Below are 13,246 nucleotides of genomic sequence, written 5' to 3' on the forward strand. Positions count from 1 at the left end.
GTTTTACTTCCTGGAAATGAACACCCGGCTGCAAGTCGAACATCCCGTAACCGAAATGGTGACTGGCTTTGATCTGGTGGCCGAGCAGCTGCGCATCGCGGCTGGCGAGGGGCTGAGCGCGGCGCAGGCCGACATTCCGCAAACCGGTCACTCGATCGAGCTGCGCATCTGTGCCGAGGACGCCACAGAAGATTTTCGCCCTGCGATCGGGGATATCCTGTTGCTGGACGAACCCCGGGGCGAAGGCGTCCGCGTGGACAGCGGCATTCTGGACGGCGGCAAGGTGACGACCGATTTCGACCCGATGCTCTCCAAGCTGATCGTGCACGGGCCGGATCGGGCAGAGGCCATCGCCCGCGCGCGGCAAGCGGTGCAGAATTACGTGATCCTCGGTGTGACAACCAACACTGGCTATCTCGCTGCGATCCTTGCCCATCCTGATTTCGCTTCGGGCGACGTCTCGACCGGATTTTTGGCCGAGCAGGCCGATACGCTGACCGCGCCGGGCGAAGATGTGAGTGACCTGCTGATGGCGGTTGCGGCCCTGTCGGACGAACGGTTGGTGAACGACGTGATGCAGATACCTGAGATGCACCGCAAAATGGGCGGGTGGAGAAACTGATGCGGCGGATATTCCAGATCGACGGCGACGAGACCGAATGCTGGCTGTCCCATGACGGCAGCGGCATGATATTGAACACGCCTGACGGCGCAATTCCCTGCCGATTGGACCCGACCGGGCTGCCCGGTGGCCATGAGCTGCGGGCAAAGGGGCGGGTGCAGGACGTACGGTTGGCCGTCGGTCCTGACGCGACTTTCGTGCATATGAACGGGCGGACTTATGCGATCGGGCGGGTTGATCCCTCCGAACGTCTGGCCGGAAACGATAGCGGGGCCGCCGATGACCGCATTGTCGCGCCGATGCCCGGCGTGGTCGTGTCGGTAAACGCCAAGCCCGGCGATCACGTCAAGGAAGGTCAGCCGTTGCTTGTCATTGAAAGCATGAAACTCGAAACCAGCCTGACCGCGCCGCGCGACGGGGTGATCGCTGAAATGCCATTTGCCGCGGGCGACAGTTTCGGGCTGAAGGCCACGCTCGCCCTGCTGGCTTCGGAGGAGGACTGACCATGCGCCGGATCGAAAGCCTGATCGACACCAACGCCGCTGACTACAAGGCAAATTATGCCGCCATGTCCGAACGGCTTAAGGAATTTCACGCCCGCCAGCACGCGACGCGTTTCGAACGCCCGCAACGCGACATCGATCGCCTTGAGCGGCAAAACAAGCTGGGCGTACGCGAACGGCTGAAACTGCTGCTGGACCCCGGCACGCCGTTTCTGGAGTTTTCCACTCTCGCCGCCTGTCGCGAATATGACGGCGCGGTGCCCGGTGCCGCCGTGGTGACGGGTATCGGCATCGTGCAGGGGCGCGAGGTCGCCATTCATGCCAACGACGCCAGCGTCAAGGGTGGCGCCTGGTATCCACATACCGTCAAAAAGATCGTGCGGCTTCTGGATGTCGCGCTGGAGAACCGCCTGCCGGTTGTCCATATCTGCGACAGCGCCGGCGGCTTCCTGCCGCTTCAGCACGGCGTCTTTCCCGACCGCTATCTGGGCGGACGCGTCTTTCGCAATCAGGTCAAGCTGAGCCAGGCCAACATCCCGCAAATCGCGGTGGTCGGCGGGCATTGCACCGCTGGGGGTGCCTATGTGCCGACGCTCAGCGATTACAACGTCATTATCGAAGGCACCGGGGCGATTTTCCTTGGCGGGCCGCCGCTGGTCAAGGCGGCCACCGGCGAAGTGGTCGGCGTTCAGGAGCTGGGCGGGGCGGTGATGCACACCTCGGTCTCGGGCACCGGCGATTACCGCGCCGCCACCGAAGAACACGCCTTTTCACTGGCGCGCGAAATTGTCAGCCAGTGGAAGCGCACGCCGAAGACGATCATCGAAACCGCCGCCTATGAAGAACCTTACTATGATCCGAAAGAGCTTTACGGGATCATCCCCAAGGACCGGAAAACCCAGTTTGACATGCGCGAAGTTCTGGCCCGGATCGTAGACGGGTCGCGCTTTCACGAATACCAGCCGGATTACGGCACCACGATGGTTTGCGGCTTTGCTCATATCTGGGGCTACAAGGTCGGCATCCTCGCCAACAACGGGGTGCTGTTCAACGACAGTTCGCTCAAGGCCGCGCATTTCATGCAGCTGTGCAACCAGAACCGCACGCCTCTGGTCTTCTTCCAGAACATCACCGGCTACATGGTGGGCCGCGAATACGAAGAACGCGGGATCGCCAAGGACGGAGCCAAGATGCTGATGGCGCAGGGTGGATCGGTCGTTCCGAAGTTCACCGTGATCGCCAATGCCTCGTACGGGGCTGGCAACTACGGGATGTGCGGGCGGGCCTGGGATGCGCGCACGCTGTTCATGTGGCCTCAGGCCGAAATCGGCGTGATGGGGGCGGACCAAGCCGCCAATACTATGGCGGACGTCAAGATCCGGCAGCTTCAGCGCGAAGGCAAAGAGCTGACCGAAGAAGAAATCGCCGCGATCCGCGAACCGGTGCTGGAAAAATACAAACGCGATGTCGAAGCCTATACCTCGACCTCGGAATTGTGGGACGACGGCATCCTCGATCCGGCGGACACACGCAATGCGCTCGGCATGTCGATTTCCGCCTCACTCAATGCACCGATCGACGATCCGCACTACGGGATCTTCCGGCTGTGACGGCTTGAAGGGCCGGGCGGTACACCGGGGCACCGGAGGTATCGCCCGGCGTAAGCCGATACCTCCAGGCGCTCTCCGCGCCTGCTGAAACCCGCCTCTGTCCGGTGTCCGGACAGGTCAGGACGACTTCTGCCGCGCCTCCTGAATGGAAACGACGTCAGAGGCAGCCATCTCCGGCCGGTTGGCCTCGACCGCCTTCAGCGGCTCGACGGGCTTGAGTCCGGCCAGACAGTCGCGCGCGAGTTGCTGGTATTCCGCCGTGCCGCGGGTCTTCCACGCGACTTCTTTCTCGCTGACCTCGCGGATCACCTTTGCCGGCGCTCCGACCACCATCGAACGCGGCGGGATCACCGTCTCCCCCCGAACGAAAGCCTGCGCGCCGACGATCGATTCCGCCCCAAGTTCTACACCATCCATGATGACGGCATTCATCCCGACCAGAGCGTTCCGGCCCACAGTACAGCCATGCAAGATCGCACCGTGACCGATATGCCCGTCGGTTTCCACCACGGCGTCACGACCGGGGAAAGAATGAATGATGCAATTGTCCTGAACATTGGCGCCATCGCCGATCACGATCCTGCCGAAATCGCCCCGCAAGCTTGCTCCGGGTCCGATGTAGCATCCATGACCCAGGATGACATTTCCGATCAGAACGGCCTGGGGATGGACATATGTATTCTCGGGAACAACCGGTACAAACCCTTTGAATTCATAACAATACGCCATTTTCCCTGCCTTTCGTAGTTCGGGTGTCGCTGGTAGTCGGAACAAGGCGCCAAACGCTAATCGACCGTCTTGCCGGAACACTAAGCTCTTAATTTTACCATCCAAATAGCTTGGCCGACTATTTCTAACATATGTTCGAAAATTGTGCAAGCACCCGATATCACGACGTACCGGTGTTGACAGTTACCGGGGTCATGAGCTTAATTCTAACAAACGGTAGAAAACGGTTTGGCGTAGCGTTGGAATAGCCAGACCAAACTTGGGAGAGAAAGAGAAATGACAGGCAAAGCCTATGTCGCCGGCGTCGGAATGGTCCCGTTCCAGAAGCCCGGAAAATCTGAAAGCTACGATGTGATGGCGACCGCGGCGACCCATTCCGCTCTTGCGGACGCGGGACTGGATTATGACAAGGTCCAGCAAGCCTATGTCGGCTATGTCTACGGCGACAGCACCTGCGGCCAGCGCGCGCTGTACCAGGTCGGCATGACCGGCATTCCGGTTGTGAACGTGAACAACAATTGCTCGACCGGGTCGTCCGCGCTGTTCCTGGCTCGCCAGGCCGTTGAAAGCGGCGCTGTGGACTGCGCCCTGGCGCTTGGGTTCGAGCAGATGCAGCCCGGCGCAATCGGGGCGATGTTCAAGGATCGGATCAGCCCGTTTGCGGCCTTCGACGAAGAAACCAACGAACTGGTCGGCAACTCCGAGATCCCGCTGGCGCTTCGGTATTTTGGCGGCGCGGGCAAGGCGCATATGGAGGAATTCGGCACCCCGCTGGAAACCTTCGCGAAAATCCGCGCCAAGTCCAGCCGACATGCAGCCAAGAACCCGGTGGCCCTTTTCCGGCAGGAAGTAACGCCCGAAGATGTCATGGCGGCTCAAGTCGTCTGGCCCGGCGTCATGACCAAGCTGATGGCCTGCCCCCCGACCTGCGGCGCAGCTGCGGCCATCGTTTGCTCCAAAGCGTTCGCTGACAAACACGGTCTCGACAGCTCGGTCCGGATTTCGGCGCAGGCCATGACCACGGACGGCCCGGAAACCTTTGGTGCACACGATATGCGCGAGGTTGTCGGCTTCTCGATGGCCAAGAACGCGGCCAACCAGGTTTACGAGGCGGCGGGCATCGGACCCGAAGACGTGGACGTGGTCGAACTGCACGATTGTTTCGCCCAAAACGAGCTGATCACCTATGAGGCGCTGGGTCTTTGCGGGCGCGGTGAGGCGGCGAAATTCGTCGACGATGGCGACAACACCTATGGCGGCAAATATGTGACCAACCCGTCGGGCGGTCTTTTGTCCAAGGGCCATCCGCTCGGGGCGACCGGCCTCGCGCAATGCACCGAACTTGTCCAGCAGCTGCGCGGTCAGGCCGATGCGCGTCAGGTCGACGGTGCGCGCCTGGCGCTTCAGCATAACCTGGGCCTCGGCGGGGCCTGTGTGACCACGCTTTATGAAAAAGTCTGACGGCGTCATTCGGAAGGATAAGATATGACTGACAAACTCGACGGCCGCGTGGCGCTGGTCTCCGGTTCCGGCCGGGGCATCGGGCGTGAAATCGCGCTCAAACTGGCCTCTGAAGGGGCCCGGCTGGTGATCAACGATCTCGATGCCGACCCGGCCAATGACACCGCAGAGGCCATCCGCGCCGCCGGCGGCGAAGCGGTGGTCTGCGCCGGTAGCGTGACCGAAGACGGCTTTGCGGAACGTTTCATCAAGACCGGCGTCGACAGCTTTGGCGGGCTCGATATCATCGTGAACAACGCCGGCTACACCTGGGACAGCGTCGTTCAAAAGATGACCGACGAACAATGGCAGGCGATCATCGACGTTCACATGACCGCGCCCTTCAAGATCCTGCGCGCCGCCCAGCCGGTGATCAGCGCCAAGGCCAAGGAAGAAGCCGCCGCCGGGCAAGAGGTGTTCCGCAAGGTGGTGAACATCTCGTCCATCGCGGGCACAGGCGGTAACGCTGGCCAGATCAACTATTCCGCCGCCAAGGCCGGCATCCTCGGGGTCACCCGGACGATGGCCAAGGAATGGGGTCGTTACAAGGTCAACGTCAATGCCGTGGCCTTCGGCCCGATCCGCACCCGCCTGACCGAAGGCAGCGCGGATGGCGACAGCACGATCAAAGTCGAGGAAAAAGAGATCAAGGTCGGCGTGAATCCCGATCTTTTGTCCCAGATGGAACGCATGATCCCGTTGGGCCGGGTCGGCACCCCGGAAGAGGCCGCCGGCGCGGTCTATCTGTTTTGTGCGCCTGAATCGAACTTCATCTCGGGCCAGCACATCATCTGCGGCGGCGGCTTCACGATCTGAATTTACGCCGTTCAGGCCCGTGCTAGATGGCCGAACGACAATATCACCAAAGACAGGTGGGCGAGTTTCGGTCACCCGTCTGTATTTCCACCGATCCCGGAGAAACCGTGTTTTTTAATTGACACTCCGGAAGAGCGCACCTAACAAGTGTTAGTTATGCATGGAATTGGCTGGATACGATGGCAGACGCGGGGCGCACTAAAAAGAAGACCGAAACGCCCCGAAGCCCTGTCGGCCGCAAAGGGGTGCTTGACGTTGCCGCGCGACTTTTTCGCGACCAGGGCTATGGATCCGTATCTCTCAGAAAGATAGCCGATGCTGCCGGCATCAAGGCAGGTAGCATCTATTACCATTTCGGATCGAAAGACGAAATTGTGGAGGCCATTCTCGATGAGGGCATCTGGGCCGTTCACGAGAAGATGCGCCGGGCGGTTGCGGAACAAGCCGACACTGCTGGAGCCCCTGTCATCTTGCGTGCTGCGATCAGTGCGCATCTTCGCGCGCTTCTGGACGTGAGCGACTATTCCTCGGCCAATGTGCGGATCTTCGGGCAGGTTCCACAATCGGTGCGCGACGCGAATCTGCCCGCGCGCCGGGCCTATGAGACCGAGTGGGACGATCTGCTGGCGCGGTTGCAAAAGAAAGGTGAGTTGCGGGCCGATGTCGATGTCCGCCGTTTCCGCCTGATGCTTATCGGTGCGCTGAATGCTACGCTGGAATGGTTCGATCCCTCACGCGGCGACGCCGAAGCGTTGGCCTCTGCCTATGCCGATGTTTTTCTCAACGGCATGCTCGAATAGCAGAAAGGCTGATACATGGCACGTCTCGAAACAGCAGTACTGACCGCATCCGAAATCTTTATCCGCAACCACGCGGCGCAAAGCGAACGCGTCGAGGCCCTGCGCACGCGGATCGCCGAAGCCACTTCAGGCGGGCGCCCCGATATGGTCGAGCGGCACCGCAAACGCGGCAAGCTGCTGGTCCGCGAACGTATAGACCTTCTGGTGGATCCGGGCACCGCGTTTCTGGAATTGTCCTCGCTTGCAGCCTATGGCCAATACGGCGGCGAGGTTCCCGGCTCCGGGATTGTGACCGGCATCGGTATCGTCCATGGGCTGCCCTGCGTGGTGATCGCGAATGATGCCACTGTAAAGGGCGGCTCCTTCTATCACGAGACGGTGCAAAAACACATCCGTGCGCAGGAGATCGCGGCGGATAACCGGCTGCCCTGCCTCTATCTGGTGGATTGCGGCGGTGCCTATCTGCCCGAGCAGGACCGGGTCTTTCCCGACGCCCGCCATTTCGGCAATTCCTTCTATCGTCAGACCAATATGTCGGCCAGCGGCTTGCCGCAGATCTCCGCCGTCTTCGGTGGCTGCACGGCGGGTGGCGCCTATATCCCGGCCTTGTCGGACGAGGTCATCATGGTACGCGGGAACGCACGCATCCATCTGGGCGGGCCGTCGATTGTCAAGGTCGCGATCAACGAAGAGGTCGATGGCGAAACGCTGGGGGGGGCCGAGATGCACACCCGCGTCTCGGGTGTGTCTGATCATCTGGCCGAGGACGAACACCACGCGCTGGCGCTGATGCGCGACATCGTCGCTGAGCTTGGCCAATCGCGCCCGATGCAGCCTGACGCAGCCCCCGCACCGCCCGCGCATGATCCCGAAGAGCTGCTCGGCGTCATCAGCGCCGATCGCAAACAGCCCTATGACATGCGCGAGGTTCTGCTGCGCATGATCGACGCGGGCGAATTCCGCGAATTCAAGCCCGGCTGGGGTGAAACCCTGGTCTGCGGAACGGCCCGCATCCATGGCTATCGCGTTGGCATTCTGGCCAATAACGGGGCGCTTCTGTCCGACAGTTCTCTGAAGGGGGCGCAATTCGTTGCGATGTGCGACCAGCGTAACATCCCGCTTTTGTTCCTGCACAACATCTCGGGCTTCATGGTCGGCACCGAAGCCGAGCGCGGCGGCATCGCCAAAGACAGTGCCAAGCTGGTGTATGCCATGTCGGTGGCCAAGGTGCCGCGCCTGTCGGTTCTGCTGGGTGGCTCATACGGGGCAGGCAATTACGGCATGTGCGGACGCGGTTTCGCCCCGAATTTTCTCTTTGCCTGGCCCACGGCGGAACTGGCCACCATGTCCGCAGACATCGCCACCAATGTGATGCTGGAACTGCGCCGCCAGAAGGGGGGCGACCCGGACAAGGTGGAGGACGACATGAAGCAGATCGAGGCGCAGGTGCGCGCCCAGTACGGCGAGCAGTCCGATCCCTATTATGCCACCTCGCGGCTTTGGGATGACGGGCTGATCGAACCCGGGCAGACCCGCGAAATCCTTGGCCTGTGCCTGGCCATTGTGACATCGGTGCCCGAAGCCGGGCGCCATACGCCTGTATACAGAATGTGAGGCTTCAAGTTGACCAATACCTACAACACGATCCTTGTCGAAACCGATGCGCGTGGCGTCGCCACAGTGACGCTCAACCGCCCCGATAAACACAATGCGCTGAATGGCGATCTGATCGCAGAGTTATTCGATGCCGCCGAAAAGCTGGCTGCAGATGATGACGTGCGTATTGTGGTCCTGACCGGTGCCGGCAAGAGCTTCTGCGCGGGCGGCGATTTCAACTGGTTCGCCTCGAATGTCGAGAAAACTCGTGGTGAGAGGGTCGAACAAAGCGCCACCCTGGCGCGGCTGCTGCGCCGTCTTGACACGCTGCCCAAGCCCTTGATCGGGCGGATCAACGGCCCGGCCTATGGTGGCGGTGTCGGCATGATTTCGGTCTGCGACTATACCATCGGCGCCGAAGGCGCGCGCTTTGGCCTGACCGAGGTGAAACTGGGTCTGCTGCCCGCGAATATCTCGCCCTACGTCGTAGCCCGCATCGGCAAGGTACATTCGCGCGAAACCATGCTGTCGGGCGCTTTGTTCGACAGTACGCGCGCCGAACGGATCGGGCTTTTGACTGAGGTCGTGGCCGTCGATCGGCTGGACGGTGCGGTCGAACGGGTGGTGCTCGATCATCTTCAGGCCGCGCCGGGTGCGGTGTCCAATACCAAGGCGCTGATTGCCTATGTCGCCAGCCACGATCTTGAAACCAACATGACCTATACTGCGGACCGGCTCGCGGATGCCTGGGAAACCGAAGAAGGGATCGAAGGGATCAACAGCTTTCTCAACAAGGGCATTCCGTCATGGCGGGTGAAATGAGCTTTACCCGTGTCCTGATCGCCAACCGGGGTGAGATCGCACGACGTATCCAGAGCGGTTGTCGCAAGCTGGGTCTGGAGAGCGTCGCGGTCTTTTCCGAAGCAGATCGCGACGCACCTTTCGTCGCCGAGGCCGATCATGCGGTCTGTATCGGTGCCGCCGCCCCATCGGCAAGCTATCTGAACATCGAGGCCATCCTTGAGGCCGCGCGCGCGACGGGCGCGGGTGCAGTGCACCCGGGCTATGGCTTTCTGTCGGAAAACGCCGGTTTCGCCGCCGCGGTCGAGACGGCGGGCCTTGTGTTTATCGGGCCGGAACCGGACGCGATTGCCATGATGGGGTCGAAGATCGAGGCAAAGGCCGCCGCCGAGGCCGCGGGTGTGCCCGTCCTGCCCGGCTACCGCGGCGCGGACCAGTCCGACGCGCGTTTGTTGCAAGAGGCGCGGGCGCTTGGCACGCCGTTTCTGGTCAAGGCCAGTGCGGGGGGAGGTGGGCGCGGCATGCGCCTTGTCACCGATCTGGCCGACGCCCCCGAGGCCATCGCCTCTGCCCGGTCCGAGGCGAAAGGGGCCTTTGGCGACGCAGCGGTCTTTCTCGAACGCTACGCGCCTCGTGCCCGCCATGTCGAGGTGCAGGTGCTGGGCGACAGCCACGGCACCGTTCTGCATCTGGGTGATCGCGACTGTTCGCTTCAACGCAACCACCAGAAGCTGATCGAAGAGGCCCCCGCCGCCGATCTGCCCGAGGCGGTGCGCGATGACATGCTGTCGGCGGCGGTGCGGCTGGCACAGTCCATCGGCTATCGCTCGGCGGGAACGGTGGAATACCTCTACGACCCGGCGCGCGGCGAATATTACTTCCTCGAGATGAACACCCGCCTGCAGGTGGAACATCCTGTGACCGAGGCAATTACCGGGATCGACCTGGTCGAATGGCAGTTGCGCATCGCCCGGGGCGAGGCGCTGACCCTGCCGCAATCCGATGTGGATTTCGACGGGCATGCCATCGAGATCCGCATCGCCGCCGAGAACCCGGCGGAAAATTTCCGCCCCGAAACCGGCCAAATCACCCTTTGGGCCCCGCCCGCTGGCGTGCGGCTGGATAGCGGCGTCGCGGCAGGCTCGGTCGTCAGCCACCATTACGATTCCATGCTGGCGAAACTGATCGTCCATGCGTCGGATCGGGCAGGGGCGATCCGTCAGGCGGTTGCCGCGATAGATACCTTTGCCGTGGATGGCGTGGGGCTGAACCTGGCCTATCAGCGCGCGCTGCTGGAGCATCCGGATTTCCAGGCGCTTCGGCACCACACCTCGGGGTTGTCCGAGATGTTCCCGGGCGGCTGGACGGAACCGGCCCCCGATGCCCAGGACACGGCCCTCGCCGCCATCGCGCTGCACCTGCACCTGTCCCCGGCGGGCGCATCTCCCTGGCAGAGCCTTGGCGCCTGGCGGCTGACCGCGCCGGCGGGGCGGCCCGGCGCGTCCTCCTACTGGGCGATGCCCGACGACACCTCGATCCGCGTGGCCGGCACCGGGGAACAACTCGGCGCGCATTTGCTCGATGGACAGACAATCACAGCCATGACGCCCACCCTGACCCGGGGCCGCCTGAGCGGACGCATCGACGGCGTTCCCTTCGCGCGCGTCGCACATGTCGAGCGCGCTTGTGATCATTGGCGGGTGCACCTGCAGACTTCCGCAGGAATGATGGCAATAAACCTGCGCACTCTGGAGGATATGCACCTCGCCCGAACCACTGACGGGTCCGGAGGCATCGACATGTTGTCGGCACCCATGCCCGGCGCCGTCGCCGAAGTGCGCGTCGCGCCCGGAGACCGGGTCAAAGCCGGTGATACGCTGGTGGTGCTGGAAGCCATGAAGCTGTTGCAAAGCCTGCCCGCCCCCGTTGGGGGTGTGGTGGCCGAAATTTACTGCGCTCAGGGCGACACCGTCGCCGGGAACGCCCCCCTCGTAAAACTCGATCCGGAGGAACAGACATGACAAAACTGGAAAACGTCACCGCGGCCTCAAGCCCATTCAACGAAGACCTCGACATGATCCGCAGCCAGCTGCGCCGGTTCATCGAAACCGAGGTGACGGCCAAGGCCGAGCCCTGGGAAGAGGAAGGCATGGTGCCCCGTGACGTGCTGCGCCGGATGGGCGATCTGGGCGTGCTGGGTCTGCGCTATGATGAAGAATACGGCGGTGCGGGACTGAACGTGATGTCCAGCGTGGTTCTGGCCGAAGAGGTCGGGCGCTCCACCTTTGGCGGCTTCTCGGCGACGGTTCTGGTGCATACCGACATGGCCTCGCCGCACCTTGAAAACGCCGGCACACCAGAACAAAAAGCCCGCTGGATGCCCTCGATCACCTCGGGCGAAAAGATCGCCGCCGTCGCGGTGACCGAGCCGGGCGCCGGCTCGGACGTGGCGGGCATGCGCACCCGCGCGGTGCAGGACGGCTCTGACTGGGTGCTGAACGGCACCAAGATGTTCATCACCAACGGTGTGCATGGCGATATCTATTTCGTCGGCGCCAAGACCGATCCCGATGCCAAGGGCTCGCGCGGGATCACCATGTTCACGGTCGAAAAGGGCACCCCGGGCTTCTCGGTTGGCCGGGCGCTGAACAAGACCGGCTGGCTGTGCTCGGACACCGCCGAATTGATCTTTGAGGACGTCCGCGTCCCTGCAGAGAACATTCTGGGCGAGGTCAACAAAGGCTTCTATTCGGTGATGAAGAACTTCCAGAACGAGCGGATCGTTCTGGGCGCGATGGCCTGTGCCGAGGCGCAGACCGCACTGGACATGACCGTGGACTACGTCAAGCAGCGCAAGGCGTTTGGCGGTGTCCTGTGGGACAAGCAGGCGGTGCGCCAGCGGCTGGCCGACTGCCAGACCCGGGTCGAGGCGGGACGGCAGCTTGTCTATCACGCCGCAAGGCAGGACGCCGCAGGCCACGACTGCGTGAAAGAAGTCTCTATGGTCAAGGCCTATTGCGGCGAGTTGGTAAACAGCGTGCTCTACGACTGTGTCCAGTTCCACGGCGGCATGGGTTACATGCGCGAAACGCCCGTGGAACGCATGTCACGCGATGCCCGTGTCCAAGCGATTGGCGGCGGGGCAAGCGAGGTGATGCTCGAAGAAGTCGCCAAGCGCATGTGAACTTATCCATCCAGCAAATCAACGATCTGCAGAAACAAGGACGAAACAGAGGAATTTGGAAACCACTCATCGCCAACCAGTCGCAAGACTGACCCGAGAGATCTCAATAATACTCGTCGGTTCAATACTTCTGACACTGTCCGCCAAAATCATGGCGCCGTTCTACCCGGTTCCGATGTCAACACAAACCCTGGTTGTCTTGGGTCTGGGTCTTTTCCTGGGGGCGGTTCGCGGTAGTCTTGTTGTTGTTGTTGTGTACCTACTCGAAGGTCTGTTTGGCCTGCCGGTTTTCGCAGGCACGCCTCCCGCGCCGGCCGGACTGGCCTATATCGCGGGTCCCACAGGCGGATACTTGATAGGCTTCGCGCTTGCAGCGGCGGCTGCCGGATGGATTGTTAAAGAACTGGAAGGGCTTCGGCCTGCATTCAGAGCATCTGCCGCCGTATTTTTCGGTTCGATACTTATGTATTGTGCAGGGCTATTCTGGTTGGGTGGCTTTGTCGGCTATGGCGAGAAATTGCTGAACGCCGGTCTTTACCCGTTCCTTCTTGGGGATCTGACAAAGGCGGCGATTGCAGTGTTGCTTTATTCGCGCCTCCACAATCGCCGCAGAGTTTGATTGCCGACGCGCCCATGTTGCCTGAACTGCTGAACCAGATCCCGCCCGGTCAGGACATTGAATTGGTCCCTGCTGACGGGGCCTGCGACACACGCAAATGCCACGACGCGATTGCCGCTCGCAATGCTGCTCATGCTGTCATTCCACCGCGCAAGAACGCCAGGCCGTGAAAGCCCGCAAGTGCCGGAGCCATCGCCCGGAACAAGGCGGTCAACGCGTCGCGATACCTGGGCCGCGCGCTGTGGCGACGATGGCGCGGATATCACCGCAGGAGCCGCGTCGAGAGCAAGATGAACTGCATCAAACTCTTGGGCCAATCCCTGATGGCGTTGTTGCGCAACTCGCTCCTGAAGGATTCACAACGCGAATCCATGGGGTTAGAAGGGCTGCATGCGGAAGCCTTTAGCCGCCCGCTACCGCACAACGAACTGGTCCGCTTGCAACGCCGCGCTGCGGAAGCGCGGCT

At 61.9% G+C, this 13,246-nt stretch carries 11 protein-coding genes and 2 pseudogenes; 12 read left to right on the top strand and 1 reads right to left on the bottom strand.

Annotation, left to right across the window (positions count from 1 at the left end):
• From P1U75_RS00800 to P1U75_RS00810, 3 genes and pseudogenes are all read left to right on the top strand, one after another.
• Positions 1–622, top strand: a pseudogene (locus P1U75_RS00800) (biotin carboxylase); the annotation flags it as partial.
• A complete protein-coding gene (locus P1U75_RS00805; RefSeq protein WP_300238570.1) occupies positions 622–1,125 on the top strand; it encodes a biotin/lipoyl-containing protein in 504 nt (167 codons plus the stop codon). The pseudogene P1U75_RS00800 and the gene P1U75_RS00805, both read left to right, overlap by 1 nt.
• 2 nt (positions 1,126–1,127) lie before the next feature.
• Entirely contained in the window at positions 1,128–2,735 is a 1,608-nt protein-coding gene (locus P1U75_RS00810; RefSeq protein WP_300238572.1) for a carboxyl transferase domain-containing protein, read from the top strand.
• Positions 2,736–2,852: 117 nt separating this feature from the next.
• Here the strand turns inward: P1U75_RS00810 and P1U75_RS00815 are convergent, their stop codons facing one another.
• On the bottom strand, positions 2,853–3,464 hold the full coding sequence (locus tag P1U75_RS00815; RefSeq protein ID WP_300238575.1) for a transferase hexapeptide repeat family protein: 612 nt from the start codon (positions 3,462–3,464) through the stop codon (positions 2,853–2,855).
• 276 nt (positions 3,465–3,740) lie between these two features.
• On the opposite strand from P1U75_RS00815, the gene P1U75_RS00820 reads away from it, so the two are divergent.
• The 9 genes and pseudogenes from P1U75_RS00820 to P1U75_RS00860 form a co-directional block, all read left to right on the top strand.
• Positions 3,741–4,925: a lipid-transfer protein gene (locus tag P1U75_RS00820; RefSeq protein WP_300238577.1), complete on the top strand. Its 1,185-nt coding sequence runs from the start codon at positions 3,741–3,743 to the stop codon at positions 4,923–4,925.
• 24 nt (positions 4,926–4,949) lie between these two features.
• A complete protein-coding gene (locus tag P1U75_RS00825; protein ID WP_300238579.1) occupies positions 4,950–5,780 on the top strand; it encodes an SDR family oxidoreductase in 831 nt (276 codons plus the stop codon).
• Between the two features lie 179 nt (positions 5,781–5,959).
• The gene (locus tag P1U75_RS00830; protein ID WP_300238581.1) at positions 5,960–6,580 is read left to right on the top strand and encodes a TetR/AcrR family transcriptional regulator; all 621 of its coding nucleotides are present in this window, start codon (positions 5,960–5,962) and stop codon (positions 6,578–6,580) included.
• Positions 6,581–6,595: 15 nt separating this feature from the next.
• Entirely contained in the window at positions 6,596–8,194 is a 1,599-nt protein-coding gene (locus P1U75_RS00835; RefSeq protein WP_300238583.1) for a carboxyl transferase domain-containing protein, read from the top strand.
• 9 nt (positions 8,195–8,203) lie between these two features.
• Positions 8,204–8,998, top strand: coding sequence for a crotonase/enoyl-CoA hydratase family protein (locus P1U75_RS00840; protein ID WP_300238586.1), 795 nt, complete (start codon positions 8,204–8,206; stop codon positions 8,996–8,998).
• Positions 8,995–10,998: a biotin carboxylase N-terminal domain-containing protein gene (locus P1U75_RS00845; protein ID WP_300238589.1), complete on the top strand. Its 2,004-nt coding sequence runs from the start codon at positions 8,995–8,997 to the stop codon at positions 10,996–10,998. Before P1U75_RS00840 ends, P1U75_RS00845 begins: the two co-directional genes overlap by 4 nt.
• Positions 10,995–12,161: an acyl-CoA dehydrogenase family protein gene (locus tag P1U75_RS00850; protein WP_300238591.1), complete on the top strand. Its 1,167-nt coding sequence runs from the start codon at positions 10,995–10,997 to the stop codon at positions 12,159–12,161. The genes P1U75_RS00845 and P1U75_RS00850 overlap by 4 nt, the downstream gene beginning before the upstream one ends.
• Before the next feature lie 151 nt (positions 12,162–12,312).
• Positions 12,313–12,780 (top strand): biotin transporter BioY, encoded by a 468-nt coding sequence (locus P1U75_RS00855; RefSeq protein ID WP_300238593.1) that lies wholly within the window; start codon positions 12,313–12,315, stop codon positions 12,778–12,780.
• Positions 12,774–13,109, top strand: a pseudogene (locus P1U75_RS00860) (transposase); the annotation flags it as partial. The gene P1U75_RS00855 and the pseudogene P1U75_RS00860, both read left to right, overlap by 7 nt.
• Positions 13,110–13,246: the final 137 nt, after the last annotated feature.

Origin of the sequence: Antarcticimicrobium sp. (genome assembly GCF_029212575.1) — a bacterium.
GTDB lineage: Bacteria > Pseudomonadota > Alphaproteobacteria > Rhodobacterales > Rhodobacteraceae > Antarcticimicrobium.